Below are 20,224 nucleotides of genomic sequence, written 5' to 3'. Positions count from 1 at the left end.
CTTAAGTAGGTAATTCAGGAATAGTTTGAGATCAGGTTTCTGAACCTGGTCGACAAGTATAGGGACTTCGCCCTTCCTAAAGAACCCTTTGCACAAAATTTAACCAGCTGTGGAGAACTCGAGGTTAAAAGAATAAAAAAGAGAGAAATTTATAAAACCTTTGTTTTTATGTTTATTTCTACTAAGGCCATTTTCTGTGGATAGATTGATACAGGCCTTTATATACAATATGTACAGAGATTCAAAACCCTGTGACCATGTGCCAATGAGGGCCTTGGATAACCGGTTTAAGCCTGTGGATTAAAGGGTTGGTTATCCACAGAGGGGGTTATGTCCAGTTTTCAGGCCCTGTTATCAACTGCCCTTAGTGGCAGTTATTCACAGGGCTTAATCCACAGAAATACGGTGAATGAAGAAATAACAGGCGCGAGAAATCCGCGCAGGGAGACGAAATCTGCCCGGCACTGGAGAAAGGTTTGAGAAAGAGGAGGCGCAGACAGGTCGCGAATGGACCTGTCTGTGGAAAGCGGAGGGTTTATTTACCGATACAGAAGCTGGAAAAGATCCGTCCCAGCAGATCATCAGAGCTGAATGCCCCGGTGATTTCCCCTAGAGAGTGCTGAGCCTGACGCAGGTCTTCGGCCAGCAACTCGCCCGCACCCGCCAGAGTCAGTTGCGCACGACCGTGTTCAAGGGCTGCACTGGCATGGCGCAACGCTTCCAGATGGCGACGACGAGCACTGAAGCTGCTTTCCGAAGTCTGCTCGTAGCCCATACAGGCCTTGAGGTGATCACGCAGGAGTTCCAGGCCATCACCTGCAGATTTGGCGCTCAGACTGATCGTCACGTGGCTATCTTCACTGACTTCCAGGGAAATGGATTCACCAGTCAGGTCTGCTTTGTTACGGATCAACGTAACCTTGGCCGGATCCGGGCGGGTTTCGAGGAATTCAGGCCACAAGGCAAACGGATCCAGTGCTTCCGGAGCGGTTGCATCGACCACCAGCAGGACGCGATCCGCTTCGCCGATGGCTTTCAGTGCGCGTTCAACGCCAATCTTTTCCACCTGGTCTTCGGTATCACGCAAACCTGCGGTATCCACAACGTGCAACGGCATACCGTCGATGTGGATATGTTCACGCAAAATATCGCGGGTGGTGCCGGCAATCTCGGTGACGATCGCCGCTTCGCGACCGGCTAACGCATTCAACAGGCTGGACTTGCCGGCATTCGGACGACCGGCAATCACCACGGTCATGCCATCGCGCAACAACGCGCCCTGCCCGGCTTCGCGCAATACTGTGGATAATTCATCACGGACTTTGTCGAGCATGCTCAGCACATGGCCATCGGCGAGGAAGTCGATTTCTTCTTCCGGGAAGTCGATGGCGGCTTCGACGTAGATGCGCAGGCCGATCAGTTGTTCGGTCAAGTTATGCACACGCTGGGAAAACGCGCCTTGCAAAGAACGCAGGGCATTGCGCGCCGCCTGTGCAGAACTCGCCTCGATCAAATCGGCAATCGCCTCGGCTTGGGCCAGGTCGAGTTTGTCATTGAGGAAGGCACGTTCGCTGAACTCCCCCGGACGCGCCAGACGGCAGCCCAGTTCCAGGCAGCGTTTGAGCAGCATGTCCAGAACGATCGGCCCACCGTGGCCCTGCAATTCCAGAACGTCTTCGCCGGTGAACGAGTTTGGCCCCGGGAAATAAAGCGCCAGACCTTCATCGAGCACTTGCTGGTCATCACTGAAAAATGGCCCGTAATGGGCGTAACGCGGTTTCAGCTCGCGGCCGCTTATAGCTTTGGCTGCAACGCTGGCCAGCGGCCCGGAAATACGAACAATGCCCACACCGCCGCGACCCTGAGCGGTGGCGACGGCGGCGATGGTTTCACGAGGTGTGCTCATAAACCGGAATCCAGACAAAAGTGGCAGATAGCAAAACGCCCCACTAGGGGGCGTTTTGAGTGGTGTTATCCACAGTGCAAGTTACGCCTCGGCTTTTTTCGTCGCCGCTTCGATCTTACGCGTGATGTACCACTGTTGTGCAATCGACAGGCAGTTGTTCACAACCCAGTACAGCACCAGACCAGCAGGGAACCACAGGAAGAAGAAGGTGAAGATGATTGGCATCATTTTCATGACCTTCGCCTGCATCGGATCCGGCGGAGTCGGGTTCAGCTGCTGCTGGATGAACATGGTTGCGCCCATGATGATCGGCAGAATGAAGAACGGATCCTTGATCGACAGGTCAGTGATCCACAGCATGAACGGCGCCTGGCGCATTTCCACGCTTTCCAGCAGAACCCAGTACAGCGAAAGGAAAACCGGCATCTGTACGAGGATCGGCAAGCAGCCGCCCAGCGGGTTGATCTTCTCTTTCTTGTAGAGCTCCATCATGGCTTGCGACATTTTCTGCCGGTCATCGCCATGTTGCTCTTTCAGAGCAGCCAGTTTCGGCGCAACAGCACGCATGCGCGCCATCGATTTGTAGCTGGCAGCCGACAGCGGGAAGAAAATACCCTTGATCAGCATGGTCAGGAAGATGATCGACCAGCCCCAGTTACCGACGATGGCGTGGATGTGTTGCAGCAGCCAGAAGATTGGCTGGGCAATGAACCACAGAATGCCGTAGTCGACGGTCAGTTCCAGACCTGGGGACAACTCTTTCAGCACAGCCTGGCTTTTCGGACCGGCGTACAGCACAGCGCTGGTTTCAACTTTGGCACCCGGAGCAGCGGTCAGTGTAGGACCGGTGTAACCGATGATGTAGTTGCCTTTGCTGTCTTTACGGGTCTGGACGATGTTGTTTTCGCCCTTGGCCGGAATCCACGCGGTCACGAAGTAGTGTTGCAGCCAGGCTACCCAGCCACCGGTGACGGTTTCTTTCAACTGCGCCTTGTCCATGTCTTTCATGGACACTTTCTTGTACGGCTCCGAACTTGTCCACAGGGCGGCGCCCAGGTAAGTCGCGGTGCCAGTAGCAGTAGTGGACGAAGGATCAGCGCTGTTATCACGCTTCAACTGAGCAAACATTGCGCCGTTCCAGGGCTGAGCGCTCTGGTTATCCACAATGTAGGAAACGGCTACGTCATACAGGCCGCGTTTCAGGGTGAAACGCTTGATGTAGTTGACGCCGTCCTTGCTGAACTTCAGGTCTACGACCAGTTGGTCCTGACCGTCAGCCAGTTGATAAGTCTTCTTCTCCGAAGAGTAGACCGGACGACCGGCCGGATTTGCATCCGGGCCATTGGTGCCGATCAGACCGCTTTGGGCCAGATAAACACGTTCGCCGCCGTTATCGAACAGCTGGAACGGCACATCAGGACGATCCTGACGACGTGGATACAAAGGCAAGGTCAGTTGCGCAACATCACCACCTTGTGGATCGATCGCGAGATCGAGCACGTCGGTTTTGATCTGGATCAGATCCTTGCTGGCGGCTACCGGAGTTTCGGCAGGTGCACTGGTATCGCTAGCGGCGCGCGGAATATCGTCACTGGCGGCAGCATTATTGCCAGTGGCGGTGTCCGGCAAACCGGATGTAGTCGTACTGGAAGCAACATTCTGAGTCGGCAGGGCAGCCTGGCCATAGTCCTGGTTCCATTTAAGAACCATAACGTAGGCCACGATTGCCAGGGCGACGATCAGGATCGTGCGTTTGATATCCATGATTACTCGGCCATCGAAGAAGAACGGGAGGTAGGGATAGGTGGAACCGGGTCATAACCACCGGGATTCCACGGATGACAGCGACCTAAACGACGAAAGGTCAGCCAGCCACCGCGCAGAAGGCCATGATTTTCGATGGCTTCATACGCGTAGCAGGAACAACTGGGGTAGAAACGACAGTGACTGGCCATCAAAGGACTAATGGCATAGCGATAAAACTGGATCGGAACGAGGGCCAGTTTACGCATCGGTACTGTCTACCCCTACAGTTTCGGTTTTGACTTCTGGAACTGGCTTGCTGCGTGCCAGACGCTTCCAGAGCTTGCCGAAATGCTGAATCAATTCGGGGTTTTCTACATCGCCCAGACCTTTGCGCGCGACGATAACGATATCCCAGCCGACCAGTGAATCCTGGTGCAGACGGAATGATTCGCGCATCAAACGTTTGAGGCGATTGCGCTCAACGGAGAGCTTTACGCTCTTTTTCCCGATAACCAGCCCGAGACGGGGGTGATCAAGATCGTTGTTGCGTGCAAGGAGCAGGAGATTTTTCCCCGGAACCTTGCCGGTAGGGGAGTCAAAGACTGCCTTGAAATGCCGGGGAGTAAGCAGACGCTTTTCCCGACTGAAGTCCTGACTCACCTCCAGTACCGGATTATCAAACTGCCAGACGCGCACGACCTTTGGCGCGGCGACGCGACAGGACAGCACGGCCGTTCTTGGTAGCCATGCGAGCACGGAAACCGTGGGTACGGGCGCGTTTGATAGTGCTTGGTTGGAAAGTACGTTTCATGTCGTGTTACCTGGTTCGTCCACAACGGGCCGGAATGGCCCCCGTTTTAAGAGACCGGGGATTCTAGAGAAAGCAAGCCTTCAGGTCAATTTCCAACCAGCGTTTCCTTATAAATAGATCTCTAGGTGTTCTTTGCCTGATCACCTGCTCGCCATACATAAAAATAAAGAAGGGAATTATTTAAAGCTTTTCTGTAAAGCTTATAAAAGCTAGGCACACCTTCTTCTGTGGATAAGTAGCATTAGGCCTTGTCTGACGTGATGTACAGAGAATGACAACTACAGTGGAAAACCGTGTTCAGCCTGTGCTGCGCTGTCGGATAACCTGTGTGTGGAATGGCCTGTTATCCACAGGCAGGTTATCCACCGAGTTCAGCCCCCAGTTGTCCAGTGGCCTTAGAGGCGGTTATCCACAGAGCTTATTCACACACCGTTGGTCGCCTTTTTCCGATTTAACGCATTGATAAATCATGTTCACCGGGCAACCTGCATGTGGATAAGTGGACGGCTCGCCGCTACAATGGCCGCTTGTTTTTGCCTCACCGGCTTTCAACTTAGGGGATATCCGTGTCAGTGGAACTTTGGCAGCAGTGCGTGGAGCTTTTGCGCGAGGAGCTGCCTGCCCAACAATTCAACACCTGGATCCGTCCACTACAGGTCGAAGCCGAAGGCGACGAGTTGCGCGTCTACGCACCGAACCGTTTTGTGCTGGACTGGGTCAACGAAAAGTACCTGGGCCGCGTCCTTGAACTGCTGGATGAGCATGGCAACGGCACGGCGCCGGCGCTCTCCTTATTAATAGGCAGCAAGCGCAGCTCGGCACCGCGTGCCGCACCGAATGCACCGCTGGCCGCCGCTCAGGTTTCCCAGGCTCAGGTCAATGCCGCACCTGCGAACGTGCAGGCACCGACGCAGACGCCCGCACCGACGGCCAAGCGCTCGACGCAGAAAAGCCCCGAGGTCAGCGATGAACCGTCTCGCGACAGTTTCGATCCGATGTCCGGCGCTGCTTCGCAACAGGCGCCGGTTCGCGCCGAACAGCGTACCGTGCAGGTCGAAGGTGCCCTCAAGCACACCAGCTACCTGAACCGCACCTTTACCTTCGAGAACTTCGTCGAAGGTAAATCCAACCAGCTCGCCCGCGCGGCAGCCTGGCAGGTGGCGGACAATCCCAAGCACGGCTACAACCCACTCTTCCTTTATGGTGGCGTTGGCCTGGGTAAAACCCACTTGATGCATGCGGTGGGTAACCATCTATTAAAGAAGAATCCGAATGCCAAGGTCGTGTACCTGCATTCCGAGCGTTTCGTGGCCGACATGGTCAAGGCGCTGCAACTGAACGCGATCAACGAGTTCAAGCGTTTCTACCGTTCGGTAGACGCTTTGCTGATCGACGATATTCAGTTCTTCGCCCGCAAAGAGCGTTCGCAGGAAGAGTTTTTCCACACCTTCAACGCCCTGCTTGAAGGTGGCCAGCAGGTCATTCTCACCAGTGACCGCTACCCGAAAGAAATCGAAGGCCTTGAAGAACGCCTCAAATCCCGCTTCGGCTGGGGCCTGACGGTTGCCGTCGAGCCGCCGGAACTGGAAACCCGCGTGGCGATCTTGATGAAGAAGGCCGACCAGGCCAAAGTCGAGTTACCGCATGACGCCGCGTTCTTCATTGCCCAGCGCATTCGCTCCAACGTCCGTGAGCTGGAAGGTGCGCTGAAACGCGTGATCGCCCACTCGCACTTCATGGGCCGCGACATCACCATCGAGCTGATTCGCGAATCCCTGAAAGACTTGTTGGCGTTGCAGGACAAACTGGTCTCTGTGGATAACATTCAGCGCACCGTCGCCGAGTACTACAAGATCAAGATCTCGGATCTGCTGTCCAAGCGCCGTTCGCGCTCGGTGGCTCGTCCGCGTCAGGTCGCCATGGCCCTGTCCAAGGAACTGACCAACCACAGCCTGCCGGAAATCGGCGATGTGTTCGGCGGCCGCGACCACACCACGGTGTTGCACGCCTGCCGCAAGATCAACGAACTTAAGGAATCCGACGCGGACATCCGCGAGGACTACAAGAACCTGCTGCGTACACTGACCACTTGATGAACACCAGCGCAGCTTATTAAGGCAAGGGACTAGACCATGCATTTCACCATTCAACGCGAAGCCCTGTTGAAACCCCTGCAACTGGTCGCAGGCGTCGTCGAGCGCCGACAGACCTTGCCGGTACTCTCCAACGTGCTGCTGGTTGTCGAAGGCCAGCAACTGTCGCTGACCGGTACCGACCTCGAGGTCGAGCTGGTCGGTCGTGTGCAACTTGAAGAGCCGGCTGAAACAGGTTCCATCACGGTGCCTGCGCGCAAGCTGATGGATATCTGCAAAAGCCTGCCCAACGACGCGCTGATCGACATCAAGGTCGACGAGCAGAAGCTGGTGGTGAAGGCTGGCCGTAGCCGCTTCACCCTGTCGACTCTGCCGGCCAACGATTTCCCGACCGTTGAAGAAGGTCCGGGCTCGCTGACTTGCAGTCTTGAACAAAGCAAACTGCGTCGCCTGATCGAACGCACAAGCTTCGCCATGGCCCAACAGGACGTGCGTTATTACCTCAATGGCATGCTGCTGGAAGTGTCCGAAGGCATCATCCGCGCTGTGGCCACCGACGGTCACCGTCTGGCCATGTGCTCGATGAAGGCCGATATCGGCCAGCCAGATCGCCATCAGGTGATCGTGCCGCGCAAAGGTATTCTGGAACTGGCGCGTCTGCTCACCGAGCCGGACGGCAATGTCAGCATCGTGCTGGGTCAACATCACATCCGCGCCACCACCGGCGAATTCACCTTCACCTCGAAACTGGTTGACGGCAAGTTCCCGGACTACGAGCGCGTTCTGCCAAAGGGCGGCGACAAGCTGGTATTGGGCGATCGCCAGGCCTTGCGTGAAGCGTTCAGCCGTACCGCGATTCTGTCCAACGAGAAGTACCGTGGTATCCGTCTGCAACTGGCCAGCGGTCAGTTGAAGATCCAGGCCAACAACCCGGAACAGGAAGAAGCGGAAGAGGAAGTGGGCGTTGAATACAACGGCGGCTCTCTGGAAATCGGCTTCAACGTGAGCTATTTGCTCGACGTGCTGGGCGTGATGACCACCGAGCAGGTTCGTCTGATCCTGTCCGACTCCAACAGCAGTGCACTGGTGCAAGAGTCCGACAACGACGATTCGGCTTACGTTGTCATGCCGATGCGTCTGTAATCAGCTGACCCTGGATGTCCTTAAGTCGTGTTTCGGTCACCGCGGTGCGCAATCTGCACCCGGTGACCTTCTCCCCCTCCCCCCGCATCAACATTCTTTACGGCGCCAACGGCAGCGGCAAAACCAGTGTTCTGGAAGCCATTCATCTGCTGGGGCTTGCCCGTTCGTTTCGTAGCACGCGGCTGTTGCCGGTCATTCAGTACGAGCAACTCGCCTGCACCGTGTTCGGTCAGGTCGAATTGGCTGAGGGTGGGCACAGTGCGTTGGGGATCTCGCGCGATCGTCAGGGCGAGTTCCAGATACGCATCGACGGCCAGAACGCCCGCAGTGCTGCGCAGCTGGCGGAGATCCTGCCGCTGCAGTTGATCAACCCCGACAGCTTCCGCTTGCTTGAAGGTGCGCCGAAGATTCGTCGACAGTTTCTCGACTGGGGCGTGTTCCACGTCGAGCCGCGCTTTATGGCCACCTGGCAGCGGTTGCAGAAGGCCCTGCGCCAGAGAAACTCTTGGCTGCGACATGGTACACTTGACGCCGTTTCGCAAGCGGTTTGGGACAGGGAACTGTGCCAGGCCAGCGCTGAAATCGATGAATACCGCCGCGCCTACATCAAAGCCTTGAAACCAGTCTTTGAACAAACCTTGAGCGAACTGGTTGAGCTTGAAGGTTTGACGCTCAGCTATTACCGAGGCTGGGACAAAGACCGGGAATTGAGCGCCGTACTGGCTGGATCCGTGCAACGGGATCAGCAAATGGGTCATACCCAGGCCGGACCACAACGGGCTGATTTGCGTCTTAGATTGGGCGCTCACAACGCCGCGGACATCTTGTCCCGGGGTCAGCAGAAGTTGGTGGTCTGTGCACTACGGATTGCCCAAGGGCATTTGGTCAGCCAGGCCCGTCGCGGTCAGTGTATTTATCTGGTGGATGACTTGCCGTCCGAGCTGGACGAGGGCCATCGTCGCGCGCTGTGCCGTTTGCTGGAAGACTTACGCTGCCAGGTTTTTATCACCTGTGTAGATCACGAATTATTGAGGGAAGGCTGGCAGACGGAAACGCCAGTCGCTCTGTTCCACGTGGAACAGGGCCGTATCACCCAGACCCACGACCATCGGGAGTGAAGGCATTGAGCGAAGAAAATACGTACGACTCAACGAGCATTAAAGTGCTGAAAGGCCTGGATGCCGTACGCAAACGTCCCGGTATGTACATTGGTGACACCGACGATGGCAGCGGTCTGCACCACATGGTGTTCGAGGTGGTCGACAACTCGATCGACGAAGCCCTCGCCGGCCACTGCGATGACATCAGCATCATTATCCACCCGGATGAGTCCATCACCGTTAAAGACAACGGCCGTGGCATCCCGGTAGACGTACACAAAGAGGAAGGCGTTTCCGCCGCCGAGGTCATCATGACCGTCCTCCACGCTGGCGGTAAGTTCGACGATAACTCCTACAAGGTCTCCGGCGGTCTGCACGGTGTAGGTGTGTCGGTAGTGAACGCACTGTCCGAAGAGCTGGTTCTGACTGTTCGCCGCAGCGGCAAGATCTGGGAACAGACCTACGTCCACGGCGTACCTCAGGCACCGATGGCCATCGTTGGCGACAGCGAAACCACCGGCACCCAGATCCACTTCAAGGCTTCCAGCGAAACCTTCAAGAACATTCACTTCAGCTGGGACATCCTGGCCAAGCGCATTCGTGAACTGTCCTTCCTCAACTCCGGTGTCGGCATCGTCCTCAAGGATGAGCGCAGCGGCAAGGAAGAGCTGTTCAAGTACGAAGGCGGCCTGCGTGCGTTCGTTGAATACCTGAACACCAACAAGACTGCGGTCAACCAGGTGTTCCACTTCAACATCCAGCGTGAAGACGGCATCGGCGTGGAAATCGCCCTGCAGTGGAACGACAGCTTCAACGAGAATCTGTTGTGTTTCACCAACAACATTCCGCAGCGCGACGGCGGTACCCACCTGGTGGGCTTCCGCTCGGCCCTGACGCGTAACCTGAACAACTACATCGAGCAGGAAGGTCTGGCGAAGAAGCACAAAGTCGCCACCACCGGCGACGATGCCCGTGAAGGCCTGACCGCGATCATTTCGGTGAAAGTGCCGGATCCGAAGTTCAGCTCGCAGACCAAAGACAAGCTGGTCTCTTCCGAAGTGAAGACTGCGGTCGAGCAGGAGATGGGCAAGTACTTCTCCGACTTCCTCCTGGAAAACCCGAACGAAGCCAAGCTGGTCGTCGGCAAGATGATCGACGCCGCCCGTGCCCGTGAAGCGGCGCGTAAAGCCCGTGAGATGACCCGCCGCAAAGGCGCGCTGGACATTGCCGGTCTGCCAGGCAAGCTCGCTGACTGCCAGGAAAAAGACCCGGCGCTGTCCGAACTGTACCTCGTGGAAGGTGACTCCGCGGGCGGCTCTGCCAAGCAGGGACGTAACCGCAAGACCCAGGCGATCCTGCCGTTGAAGGGCAAGATCCTCAACGTCGAGAAAGCGCGTTTCGACAAGATGATCTCTTCCCAGGAAGTGGGCACCTTGATCACCGCGCTGGGCTGCGGCATCGGTCGCGACGAATACAACATCGACAAGCTGCGTTATCACAACATCATCATCATGACCGATGCTGACGTCGACGGTTCGCACATCCGTACCCTGCTGCTGACCTTCTTCTTCCGTCAGTTGCCGGAGCTGATCGAGCGCGGCTACATCTACATCGCCCAGCCGCCGCTGTACAAGGTCAAGAAAGGCAAGCAAGAGCAATACATCAAAGACGACGACGCCATGGAAGAGTACATGACGCAGTCGGCTCTGGAAGATGCGAGCCTGCACCTGAACGAAGAAGCCCCGGGCATTTCCGGTGAAGCACTCGAGCGTCTGGTAAACGACTTCCGCATGGTGATGAAGACCCTCAAGCGTCTTTCGCGCCTGTACCCGCAAGAGCTGACCGAGCACTTCATCTACCTGCCGGCCGTGAGCCTGGAAATGCTTGGCGACCACGCAAAGATGCAGGACTGGCTGGCCCAGTACGAAGTCCGTCTGCGCACCGTCGAGAAGTCCGGTCTGGTCTACAAGGCCAGCCTGCGTGAAGACCGTGAACGTGGTGTGTGGCTGCCGGAGGTCGAACTGATCTCCCACGGCCTGTCGAACTACGTCACCTTCAACCGCGACTTCTTCGGCAGCAACGACTACAAAACCGTCGTCACCCTTGGCGCTCAACTGAGCACCCTGCTCGACGACGGCGCGTACATCCAGCGTGGCGAGCGCAAGAAGGCAGTCACCGAGTTCAAGGAAGCCCTCGACTGGCTGATGGCGGAAAGCACTAAGCGCCACACCATTCAGCGATACAAAGGTCTGGGCGAAATGAACCCGGATCAGCTGTGGGAAACCACCATGGACCCAAGCGTGCGCCGCATGCTGAAAGTCACCATCGAAGACGCCATTGGCGCAGACCAGATCTTCAACACCCTGATGGGTGATGCGGTCGAACCTCGCCGTGACTTCATCGAGAGCAATGCGTTGGCGGTTTCGAACCTGGATTTCTGATCCATATCAGCTGCAACGAAAAAGGCCAACGCATTGCGTTGGCCTTTTTTTATTTTCCCGGTTTGCCACTGTCAACCATTCCGAGCATGTGCTCGGAATGGTCTACTCGACCGCAGATGCGACACTTTCTAAACGATACCCATACCCATAAATCGTCAGCAACTGCCAACCCCGATCCGCCGTCAGCCCGAGCTTGTTACGTAGCCGATAGATATGCGTATCCAACGGTCGCGATGATGCCATCTCCTCATGCGGCCAAAACCGCTCATATAGATAATCCCGCGACAACGGCCGGCCCAGATTGCTGAACAGACACCGCGCCAGCCGATATTCACGCTCGGTCATGACGATCGGCTTTCCCTCCCGGGTAACGGTCAGCTCTGCATCATCAAACGTCAGGTCATTGAAGCTCAGCACTTCGGTCGCCGTGCTGCGTGGCTGGCTATGCCGACGTAGTACTGCGGCGACTCGGGCTTTCAGTTCATTGGGGCGGAACGGTTTACTTACATAATCGTCGGCCCCGGCATTCAACGCCTGGACGATATCGCTCTCGCCATCACGACTGGTGAGCATGATCGCCGCCGGCGGTGCTTCCATGTGTTCGCGAGTCCAGCGCAGCAGGGCCAAGCCGGTCAGGTCTGGCAGTTGCCAGTCGAGGATCAGCAGGTCGAAGGTTTCCCGGCGCAACTGGCGCAGCAAGTCTTCGCCACGCTCGAAGCTGTGCAGCGACCATGGCTGATCGCCGGCATCGGCCATTTGCTGCAGGGTTTGCTCGACCCGGCGCAGTTCGGCGGGTTCGTCGTCCAGAATCGCAACGCGCATTCGCGGTTATTCCTTGTTGCTGGGGCAGTTGGCGGACAACCATAGTCGCTCGGCCCAAGCTGTGAAAGTAAGCGGCCCGCCGTTGGTCGACGTCCGCTATGATTCTTCGGGTCTACGTCTCAGACCTGTGGCCCATGAAACCATTCACACTGCCCTGCCCTTTTTCCCCATGAACAATCAGCGTCGGCGTGAAAGCCGTGAACCGAGCCAGGTGCAGCGATTGTTTCGACAGTTGGTGCGCGAATGGTTGTGGATAAGTCTAGTGCTGTTGCCGCTGACTGCGCTGCTGTCTTATCGCGCGCAGATTAACCTGCATGATGCGTCTGCCGCCAAAGGCGCCCTGTTGTCGGTCGCCTTGGTGGCTGGCAGTCTTGGCCTGCTGTTGTGGCGCCCGCGCTGGGCGCTCTGGGTCACGTTGATCAGCATGGCGTGCGCGTTGCTGACCAGTGCAGGTTTAGCGGAATCGCGCCGCTGGTGGTCGCCGACGCCAGCCGTGTTGGGGATGTTGTTCGGTTATCTGATCTGGAACTGGCGGCGCCTGAGCGTAGTGCTGACTTATTTCGGCTGGGAGCTGGCACGACTGGACAGCGAGCCGAAGGTTTTCCCCGAACGCCGTCGCGCGCAATTCACCGGGGCTGATCGCTTGCAGGGCCAGATCATGGCGCTGGAACAGGCTATGAGTCGCACCCGTGATACCCGGCGCTTTATTGCCGACGGTCTGGAGTACTTGCCCGTCGCCACACTGATCAGCGATCCCAAAGGCCAGATCCTGCTGGGCAATCGCAAGGCTCGCCAGCTATTCGATCACAATCTGGTGGGGGACGACGTCCTCGATCAACTGGCCAGCCTCGGTTACCCGGAGTTGTCCACAGAGTTGCGCCCGTCACTGTCGGCCATTCCGCTGTTGGAGTTTCGCGATCACAAGGAACGCAGCCTGCGCCTGGAGCGTGCCGCCCTGCTGCCTGTGGACGGAGACACGCCGATTGGTTGGCTGCTCAGCCTCACCGACCTCAGCGCCGAACGTGCCGCCGAGGAACAACGCGGGGTATTGCTGCGCTTTCTTTCCCACGACTTGCGTGCTCCGCATTCGGCGATACTCGCCCTGCTCGATGTTCACCGCCATCAGGCCGGGGCGGACTCGCCGTTATTCGAACAGATTGAGCGGCAGGTGCGTCGCGCGCTGGATCTCACCGATGGTTTCGTCTTGCTGGCGCGGGCCGAGTCCGAAGCCTATCAGTTCCAGCCCAGTCTGTTCGCGATGTTGGTGCTGGACGTGCTGGACCAGGCATTGCCCATCGCCCAGCAGAAACGCATCGAACTGCTGCATGACATGGATGAGCAATCCCAAGAGCGCCTGATCATGGCTGACCAGGGATTACTGACGCGTGCGCTGTTCAACCTGCTGGAGAATGCGATCAAGTACAGCCCGGCAGATACCACGATTGAACTACGAGTCAGTTGCCAAGGAGAGTGGCTACGTTGCGAACTGACCGATCAAGGCAGAGGCATCGCCGAACAAGAGTTGCCTGACCTGTTCAGTCAGTACCGACGTTTTTCCTCCGCACAAGGCATCGACGGCGTTGGCCTGGGCTTGTCGATGGTCAAAGCGGTGGTTGATCACCACGGCGGCAAAATCTCGTGCCACAGCATGGTCGATCAAGGCACCACATTTCTTTTCGAATTACCGTTGATCGCCGAGTGAACAGGCACAAAAAAACCGGCTATATCAGCCGGTCTTTTTACATCCGAAAAAAACTTATGCACGTTTTACGGTGTTTTATGAGCTTGAGAAATATATAAGTAAATCAATCACTTAATTTCAATATTCAGGCTTTTTCAACAAAACCGTACACAGGTTATCCACAAAATCTCAGACAGCGATCTGATCGCTTGCAGCCGGTGCTTGCGGTGCCGGTGGCAGCGAACCCATTTCCCGTTGAGTCTTCTCGTTCCACGCTTGTACGCGGTCGTTCAGATCAGCAATGGCGCGAGGCCCTGTGCCTTCGGCATACATCGGCTCACCGATGACCACGGTGATCACCCCAGACTTCTTGCCCCAGCCGATTTTCGGCCAGAATTTGCCGGCATTGTGTGCAATCGGCAGGACCGGAAGCGCCGCATTCACTGCCAAAGCGCTACCACTGCGGGAGAACTTGCCGACAGTGCCGTAAGGAACGCGTGTACCTTCCGGAAAGATCAGCACCCAAACGTTGTCCTTGAGCAGCTCATCACCTTTGGCCGCGACTTGTTTCAGCGCCGCTTTCGGGTTGTCGCGATCAATCGCGATCGGCCGCAGCATGGCCATGGCCCAGCCAAAGAACGGTACATAAAGCAGTTCGCGCTTGAGCACCTGGCTCAACGGCGAAAAATAAGCGGAGAGAAAGAACGTCTCCCAAGTGCTCTGGTGGTTCGACTGAATCACGCAGGGCCGATCAGGTACGTTTTCCGCGCCTTTGATTTCGTAACGGATACCGAGAAACACCTTGGTCAACCACAAGGCGCAACGGCACCAGTACACGTTGATAAAACGATAACGCGCCTTGAACGGCAGAAACGGCGCGATGAAAAAACTCAAGCTGCACCACAGCAGGGAGGTGGTGCCCAGCAGCAGGTAAAAGAGAAAAATCCTGATGGCCCGCAGTATCGACATAGTGACGTTTACCGTTACGGGGCAATGCCCGAATGTTCAAGCGCACTCCCGATCAATCCCTGGTCAGGAACTTCAGAAGTACTCTAGTTGTGGATAAGTTCTGCGGCAATCGCCGCCAGATCGTCAAAAATCAGAGTGCCAACCGGCAGGGTTTTGCCCTGAGTCTTTGCGCCCTTTCCGGTCTTTACCAAAACTGGCTGTGAATCGACGGCTTTGGCAGCTTCCAGGTCACCAAGGCTGTCGCCGACGAACCAGACATTGGCCAGCGTCACGTTGTAATGCGCCGCGATGGTTTTCAGCATCCCCGGTTTCGGCTTGCGGCAATCGCAGCCTTCGTCCGGCCCATGCGGGCAATACACGATCAGCCCGACTTCACCGCCCTGCTCCGCCACGAGCGTACGCAGTCGCGCGTGCATGGCATCGAGGGTGGCGAGGTCGTAGTAGCCGCGAGCAATGCCCGACTGGTTGGTGGCGACCGCCACCGTCCAGCCGGCCTTGCTCAACTGCGCAATCGCCTCGATCGAGCCGGGCAAAGGAATCCACTCCGCCACTGACTTGATGTAAGCGTCGGAGTCGTAATTGATCACTCCGTCCCGATCGAGAATCAGCAGTTTCAACAGCAATCCCTCAACCCAGCAGCGAAATGTCGGCAACACCGAGGAACAGACCACGCAGACGCGCCAGCAGCGCGTAACGGTTGGCCCGCACATTGGCGTCGTCGGCATTGACCATCACCGCGTCGAAGAACGCATCCACCGGCTCACGCAATGCCGCCAGGCGTGCCAGCGATTCGTTGTACTGACGCGCTGCCGCCATTGGCTGCACCGCTTGATCCGCTTGCTGGATCGCCGAGTACAGCGAGAACTCGTTGGCGTTGTCGAAGTACTTGGCTTGCACCTCGGTCGGTACCGCGCCTTCGAGTTTGCTCAACAGGTTCGACACACGCTTGTTCACCGCCGCCAGCGCTGCTGCTTCCGGCAGTTTGCGGAAGGCTTGCACTGCTTGCACACGCTGGTCGAAGTCCAGCGCCGAACCCGGCTTCAGGGCACGCACCGACAGGTAAGTGGCAACATCGACGCCTTCGTCTTCGTAACGTGCACGCAGACGATCGAAGATGAACTCCAGCACGGCTTCGTTGAGGCCGGCAGCCTTGACCTTGGCGCCGAACGCAGTCACGGCGAAAGCCACGGCGTCGTTCAGGTCCAGATCGAGTTTTTTCTCGATCAGGATGCGCAGCACACCGAGGGCCGCACGGCGCAGGGCATACGGGTCTTTGCTGCCGGTTGGCAGCATGCCGATACCGAAGATACCGACCAGAGTGTCGAGCTTGTCAGCGATCGCGACGGCCGCACCGGTCAGGGTGGCTGGCAGTTCCGCACCGGCACCACGTGGCATGTACTGCTCGTTGAGCGCCAGCGCGACGTCTTCCGGCTCGCCGTCATTGAGGGCGTAGTAGTAACCGGCGACACCTTGCATCTCCGGGAACTCGCCGACCATTTCGGTGGCCAGGTCACACTTCGACAGCAGACCTGCGCGCGCAGCCCACGAGGCGTTGCCACCGATGCGCGCGGCGATGTACGCAGCCAGTTTGGAAACGCGCTCGGCCTTGTCGTAGACGCTGCCGAGTTTTTCCTGGAACACCACGTTCTTCAGGCGATCATTGAAGGCTTCGAGTTTCTGCTTCTTGTCTTGCTTGAAGAAGAACTCGGCGTCGGTCAGACGTGGACGAACCACTTTCTCGTTACCGGCGATGATCTGTTGCGGGTCTTTGCTTTCGATGTTGGCCACAGTAATGAAACGTGGCAGCAACTTGCCGTCGGCATCCAGCAGGCAGAAGTACTTCTGGTTGTCCTGCATGGTGGTGATCAGGGCTTCTTGCGGCACGTCGAGGAAACGCTCCTCGAACGAGCACACCAGCGGCACCGGCCATTCAACCAGCGCGGTCACTTCGTCGAGCAGCGCCGGCGGAACGATTGCCGTGCCTTCCTGACGGGTGGCCAGCTCTTCGGTGCGCTTGCTGATGATCTCGCGACGCTCATTGGCATCGGCCAATACATAAGCGGCACGCAGGTCGGCGAGGTAGCTCGACGGCGAACCGATGCGCACGCTTTCCGGGTGATGGAAGCGGTGACCACGGGAATCACGGCCAGCCTTCTGCGCGAGGATGGTGCAGTCGATGACCTGGTCACCGAGCAGCATCACCAGCCATTGGGTCGGACGCACGAACTCTTCCTTGCGCGCACCCCAACGCATGCGTTTCGGGATCGGCAGGTCGTTCAGCGAGTCTTCGACGATGGTCGGTAGCAGGCTCGCGGTCGGCTTGCCGGCGATGCTCTGGCTGTAACGCAGTTTCGGGCCGCTCTGGTCGATTTCGCTCAGATCGACGCCGCACTTCTTGGCGAAGCCCAGTGCTGCTTGCGTTGGATTGCCGTCAGCGTCGAACGCCGCCTGACGTGGTGGGCCGTCGAGGTTGATGCTGCGATCCGGCTGTTGAGTGGCCAGTGCAGTAATCAGCACGGCCAAACGACGCGGTGCGGCGTAGACGGTTTTAGTCTCGTAGCTCAGGCCAGCGGCTTGCAGGCCTTTGTCGATACCGGCGAGGAACGCTTCAGCCAAGGTGTTCAGGGCTTTCGGTGGCAGTTCTTCGGTGCCCAGTTCAACCAGAAAATCTTGCGCACTCATTGTGCTGCCTCCAGCTTGGCCAGTACTTCGTCACGCAGGTCCGGGGTCGCCATCGGGAAGCCCAGCTTGGCGCGCGCCAGCAGGTAGGCTTGCGCAACGGAACGCGCCAGGGTGCGTACGCGCAGAATGTATTGCTGACGCGCGGTCACCGAGATCGCCCGGCGCGCATCCAGCAGGTTGAAGGTGTGCGACGCCTTCAACACCATTTCGTAGCTCGGCAACGGCAGCGGCTGGTCGAGTTCGATCAGGCGCTTGGCTTCGCTTTCATAGAAGTCGAACAGTTCGAACAGCTTGTCGACGTTGGCGTGTTCGAAGTTGTAAGTGGACTGCTCCACTTCGTTCTGGTGGAACACGTCGCCGTAGGTCACTTTGCCGAACGGGCCGTCAGCCCAGACCAGGTCGTAGACCGAATCCACGCCTTGCAGGTACATGGCCAGACGCTCGAGACCGTAAGTGATCTCGCCGGTCACCGGGTAGCACTCGATGCCGCCCGCCTGCTGGAAGTAAGTGAACTGAGTCACTTCCATGCCGTTGAGCCAGACTTCCCAGCCCAGACCCCAGGCGCCGAGGGTCGGCGATTCCCAGTTGTCTTCGACGAAGCGAATGTCGTGGACCAGCGGGTCCAGGCCAACATGCTTGAGCGAGCCCAGATACAGTTCCTGGAAATTGTCCGGGTTCGGTTTCAGGACGACCTGGAACTGATAGTAGTGCTGCAGACGGTTCGGGTTTTCGCCGTAACGGCCGTCAGTCGGACGGCGGCTTGGCTGCACGTAGGCGGCGTTCCAGGTTTCCGGGCCGATGGCGCGGAGGAAGGTCGCGGTGTGGAAAGTGCCGGCGCCTACTTCCATATCGTAGGGCTGAAGTACCACGCAACCTTGCTCGGCCCAGTATTGCTGGAGCGCGAGGATCAAGTCTTGGAAGGTACGCACGGCTGGCGTAGGCTGGCTCACGAAATTCACCTGTTTCTTGGGCTGCGATTTAAAGAGCGGGAGTATACCCGATTCAGTCGCACCTCCACCCCCTGGAGCCTTATGCCACGCTGCTTTTGGTGTACCGAAGATCCGCTGTACATGGCTTATCACGATCAGGAGTGGGGCACGCCGCTACGCGATGCGCAGGGTTTGTTCGAGTTGCTTTTGCTCGAAGGGTTCCAGGCCGGGCTGTCCTGGATCACCGTGTTGCGCAAGCGCGAGCGTTATCGCGAGGTGTTGTTCGGCTTCGACGTACAGCGCGTGGCGCAGATGAGCGACGCTGAAATCGACGAATTGATGCTCGATCCTGGGATCATCCGCAACCGCCTGAAACTCAACGCCGCCCGGCGTAATGCCCAGGCCTGGCTGGCGCTGGAGGACCCGGTGGCGTTCCTCTGGTCGTTCGTCGGTGACCAACCGATCATCAATCATTTCAAGGATCGCAGCGAAGTCCCGGCGATCACCCCCGAAGCGCTGGCGATGAGCAAAGCCTTGAAAAAGGCCGGATTCACGTTCGTCGGCCCGACCATTTGCTACGCACTGATGCAGGCCTCGGGCATGGTCATGGACCACACTCAGGACTGCGACCGCTACGCGCAGCTCGTCAACGCCGGTTAGAATGGCCGCCTCGCGCACCGCACAAGATCAGGAGTGACCTGTGGAAAAGTTTAAAGGCGCCTTGCTGGTAGGCGCTCTGCGGCTGTTTGCCCTGCTGCCATGGCGGGCCGTGCAGGCCGTAGGTTCGGCGATCGGCTGGATCATGTGGAAAACCCCCAACCGTTCCCGCGAAGTGGTGCGGATCAACCTTGCGAAATGTTTTCCACAGATGGATGCCGCCGAACGTGAACGTCTGGTCGGCCAAAGCCTGAAAGACATCGGCAAGTCGCTGACCGAAAGCGCCTGCGCGTGGATCTGGCCGGCGCAGCGCTCGATCGACCTGGTGCGTGAAGTTGAAGGCCTCGACATCCTCAAGGATGCCTTGGCCTCGGGCAAAGGCGTGGTCGGCATCACCAGCCATTTAGGCAATTGGGAAGTGCTCAATCACTTCTATTGCAGCCAGTGCAAACCGATCATTTTCTACCGTCCGCCGAAGCTCAAGGCTGTGGATGAGTTATTGCGCAAACAGCGCGTGCAACTGGGCAACAAAGTCGCTGCTTCCACCAAGGAAGGCATCCTCAGTGTGATCAAGGAAGTGCGCAAAGGTGGTGCAGTGGGCATTCCTGCTGACCCGGAACCGGCCGAATCCGCCGGGATCTTCGTGCCGTTCTTCGCCACCCAGGCGCTGACCAGCAAATTCGTGCCGAACATGCTGGCGGGCGGTAAAGCGGTCGGTGTATTCCTGCATGCGCTGCGCCTGCCCGACGGTTCTGGCTACAAAGTGATCCTCGAAGCCGCGCCAGAAGCCATGTACAGCACCGATACCGCCGAATCCTGCGCCGCGATGAGTAAAGTCGTCGAGCGTTACGTCGCCGCGTACCCGAGCCAGTACATGTGGAGCATGAAGCGCTTCAAGAAGCGTCCGCCGGGCGAAGAGCGCTGGTACTGAGCTGATTGGCATGATCTGTGGATAACCTCACTGGCGAGGTTATCCACAACCGTTCATCAAAGGGCGCAACAAGATGTCCGAACAACGCAAATCCTTCCGCATCAAGATTACCCACGACAGCTTTGGCGAATGCCTCGGGCAGACGCGCAACTTGTCGCCTACCGGGGTGTTTGTGCAGCATCCGGTTTTGGCTTCTTTGCCCAAAGGCGCAGTGGTTTACGGCGAGGTGCAGGGTTTACCCACAGGCGCGCCGCGGGTGCGGATGGAAGTGGTGACGGTAGATGCCGACGGGATCGGTCTTCGCTACCTTTGA

18 protein-coding genes are annotated in these 20,224 nt (G+C 57.7%); 8 read left to right on the top strand and 10 right to left on the bottom strand.

Annotation, left to right across the window (positions count from 1 at the left end; genetic code table 11):
- Positions 1-535 precede the first annotated feature (535 nt).
- From mnmE to rpmH, 5 genes are all read right to left on the bottom strand, one after another.
- On the bottom strand, positions 536-1,906 hold the full coding sequence (gene mnmE / locus AC0ZWN_RS09240; RefSeq protein ID WP_093429551.1) for a tRNA uridine-5-carboxymethylaminomethyl(34) synthesis GTPase MnmE: 1,371 nt from the start codon (positions 1,904-1,906) through the stop codon (positions 536-538).
- A gap of 81 nt (positions 1,907-1,987) precedes the next feature.
- Positions 1,988-3,670: a membrane protein insertase YidC gene (gene yidC / locus AC0ZWN_RS09235; protein WP_007911890.1), complete on the bottom strand. Its 1,683-nt coding sequence runs from the start codon at positions 3,668-3,670 to the stop codon at positions 1,988-1,990.
- Between the two features lie 2 nt (positions 3,671-3,672).
- Positions 3,673-3,918, bottom strand: a complete 246-nt coding sequence (gene yidD, locus AC0ZWN_RS09230; protein ID WP_010465488.1) for a membrane protein insertion efficiency factor YidD — start codon at positions 3,916-3,918, stop codon at positions 3,673-3,675.
- A complete protein-coding gene (gene rnpA / locus AC0ZWN_RS09225) occupies positions 3,911-4,312 on the bottom strand; it encodes a ribonuclease P protein component (protein ID WP_016984072.1) in 402 nt (133 codons plus the stop codon). The genes yidD and rnpA overlap by 8 nt, the downstream gene beginning before the upstream one ends.
- Before the next feature lie 16 nt (positions 4,313-4,328).
- On the bottom strand, positions 4,329-4,463 hold the full coding sequence (gene rpmH / locus AC0ZWN_RS09220) for a 50S ribosomal protein L34 (protein ID WP_003213577.1): 135 nt from the start codon (positions 4,461-4,463) through the stop codon (positions 4,329-4,331).
- 566 nt (positions 4,464-5,029) lie between these two features.
- On the opposite strand from rpmH, the gene dnaA reads away from it, so the two are divergent.
- From dnaA to gyrB, 4 genes are read left to right on the top strand one after another with little or no spacing between them, the layout of a single operon-like run.
- A complete protein-coding gene (gene dnaA / locus AC0ZWN_RS09215) occupies positions 5,030-6,556 on the top strand; it encodes a chromosomal replication initiator protein DnaA (RefSeq protein WP_093429550.1) in 1,527 nt (508 codons plus the stop codon).
- A 39-nt stretch (positions 6,557-6,595) separates the two neighbouring features.
- On the top strand, positions 6,596-7,699 hold the full coding sequence (gene dnaN / locus AC0ZWN_RS09210) for a DNA polymerase III subunit beta (protein WP_007911887.1): 1,104 nt from the start codon (positions 6,596-6,598) through the stop codon (positions 7,697-7,699).
- Between the two features lie 14 nt (positions 7,700-7,713).
- Positions 7,714-8,817 (top strand): DNA replication/repair protein RecF, encoded by a 1,104-nt coding sequence (recF, locus tag AC0ZWN_RS09205; RefSeq protein WP_038359568.1) that lies wholly within the window; start codon positions 7,714-7,716, stop codon positions 8,815-8,817.
- Between the two features lie 5 nt (positions 8,818-8,822).
- Positions 8,823-11,240, top strand: a complete 2,418-nt coding sequence (gyrB, locus tag AC0ZWN_RS09200; RefSeq protein ID WP_093429549.1) for a DNA topoisomerase (ATP-hydrolyzing) subunit B — start codon at positions 8,823-8,825, stop codon at positions 11,238-11,240.
- A gap of 102 nt (positions 11,241-11,342) precedes the next feature.
- On the opposite strand, the gene AC0ZWN_RS09195 is transcribed toward gyrB, so the two are convergent.
- Entirely contained in the window at positions 11,343-12,062 is a 720-nt protein-coding gene (locus tag AC0ZWN_RS09195; RefSeq protein ID WP_099757598.1) for a response regulator transcription factor, read from the bottom strand.
- A gap of 169 nt (positions 12,063-12,231) precedes the next feature.
- Here AC0ZWN_RS09195 and AC0ZWN_RS09190 point away from each other — a divergent pair, with 169 nt between their 5' ends.
- Positions 12,232-13,764 carry a sensor histidine kinase gene (locus AC0ZWN_RS09190; protein ID WP_476334793.1) on the top strand — a complete coding sequence of 511 codons (1,533 nt, stop codon included), beginning with the start codon at positions 12,232-12,234 and terminating at the stop codon, positions 13,762-13,764.
- A gap of 168 nt (positions 13,765-13,932) precedes the next feature.
- Here the strand turns inward: AC0ZWN_RS09190 and AC0ZWN_RS09185 are convergent, their stop codons facing one another.
- The 4 genes from AC0ZWN_RS09185 to glyQ all read right to left on the bottom strand — a co-directional run bounded on the left by AC0ZWN_RS09185 (position 13,933) and on the right by glyQ (position 18,344).
- Positions 13,933-14,712 carry a lysophospholipid acyltransferase family protein gene (locus AC0ZWN_RS09185; protein WP_476334791.1) on the bottom strand — a complete coding sequence of 260 codons (780 nt, stop codon included), beginning with the start codon at positions 14,710-14,712 and terminating at the stop codon, positions 13,933-13,935.
- Between the two features lie 83 nt (positions 14,713-14,795).
- Positions 14,796-15,335 carry a D-glycero-beta-D-manno-heptose 1,7-bisphosphate 7-phosphatase gene (gmhB, locus tag AC0ZWN_RS09180; protein WP_175559537.1) on the bottom strand — a complete coding sequence of 180 codons (540 nt, stop codon included), beginning with the start codon at positions 15,333-15,335 and terminating at the stop codon, positions 14,796-14,798.
- Positions 15,336-15,339: 4 nt separating this feature from the next.
- Positions 15,340-17,394, bottom strand: coding sequence for a glycine--tRNA ligase subunit beta (gene glyS, locus AC0ZWN_RS09175; protein ID WP_427120235.1), 2,055 nt, complete (start codon positions 17,392-17,394; stop codon positions 15,340-15,342).
- On the bottom strand, positions 17,391-18,344 hold the full coding sequence (gene glyQ, locus AC0ZWN_RS09170) for a glycine--tRNA ligase subunit alpha (RefSeq protein WP_003187265.1): 954 nt from the start codon (positions 18,342-18,344) through the stop codon (positions 17,391-17,393). The genes glyS and glyQ overlap by 4 nt, the downstream gene beginning before the upstream one ends.
- Before the next feature lie 81 nt (positions 18,345-18,425).
- Here glyQ and AC0ZWN_RS09165 point away from each other — a divergent pair, with 81 nt between their 5' ends.
- The 3 genes from AC0ZWN_RS09165 to AC0ZWN_RS09155 all read left to right on the top strand — a co-directional run bounded on the left by AC0ZWN_RS09165 (position 18,426) and on the right by AC0ZWN_RS09155 (position 20,224).
- Positions 18,426-18,983, top strand: coding sequence for a DNA-3-methyladenine glycosylase I (locus tag AC0ZWN_RS09165; protein ID WP_186620326.1), 558 nt, complete (start codon positions 18,426-18,428; stop codon positions 18,981-18,983).
- 40 nt (positions 18,984-19,023) lie between these two features.
- Positions 19,024-19,911: a lysophospholipid acyltransferase gene (locus tag AC0ZWN_RS09160; protein WP_095049574.1), complete on the top strand. Its 888-nt coding sequence runs from the start codon at positions 19,024-19,026 to the stop codon at positions 19,909-19,911.
- 73 nt (positions 19,912-19,984) lie between these two features.
- Entirely contained in the window at positions 19,985-20,224 is a 240-nt protein-coding gene (locus tag AC0ZWN_RS09155) for a PilZ domain-containing protein (RefSeq protein ID WP_095049573.1), read from the top strand.

This window comes from Pseudomonas sp. 3B-A001-10F (assembly GCF_056313565.1).
This window is presented reverse-complemented; position numbering and strand designations above follow the sequence as displayed.

Coding starts and splice junctions, on each gene's coding strand:
- recF (WP_038359568.1), top strand. CDS start 7,714: ATGTCCTTAAGTCGTGTTTCGGTCACCGCGGTGCGCAATCTGCACCCG.
- yidC (WP_007911890.1), bottom strand. CDS start 3,670: ATGGATATCAAACGCACGATCCTGATCGTCGCCCTGGCAATCGTGGCC.
- AC0ZWN_RS09155 (WP_095049573.1), top strand. CDS start 19,985: ATGTCCGAACAACGCAAATCCTTCCGCATCAAGATTACCCACGACAGC.
- AC0ZWN_RS09190 (WP_476334793.1), top strand. CDS start 12,232: ATGAACAATCAGCGTCGGCGTGAAAGCCGTGAACCGAGCCAGGTGCAG.
- yidD (WP_010465488.1), bottom strand. CDS start 3,918: ATGCGTAAACTGGCCCTCGTTCCGATCCAGTTTTATCGCTATGCCATT.
- AC0ZWN_RS09195 (WP_099757598.1), bottom strand. CDS start 12,062: ATGCGCGTTGCGATTCTGGACGACGAACCCGCCGAACTGCGCCGGGTC.
- AC0ZWN_RS09185 (WP_476334791.1), bottom strand. CDS start 14,712: ATGTCGATACTGCGGGCCATCAGGATTTTTCTCTTTTACCTGCTGCTG.
- AC0ZWN_RS09165 (WP_186620326.1), top strand. CDS start 18,426: ATGCCACGCTGCTTTTGGTGTACCGAAGATCCGCTGTACATGGCTTAT.
- glyS (WP_427120235.1), bottom strand. CDS start 17,394: ATGAGTGCGCAAGATTTTCTGGTTGAACTGGGCACCGAAGAACTGCCA.
- dnaN (WP_007911887.1), top strand. CDS start 6,596: ATGCATTTCACCATTCAACGCGAAGCCCTGTTGAAACCCCTGCAACTG.
- mnmE (WP_093429551.1), bottom strand. CDS start 1,906: ATGAGCACACCTCGTGAAACCATCGCCGCCGTCGCCACCGCTCAGGGT.
- rpmH (WP_003213577.1), bottom strand. CDS start 4,463: ATGAAACGTACTTTCCAACCAAGCACTATCAAACGCGCCCGTACCCAC.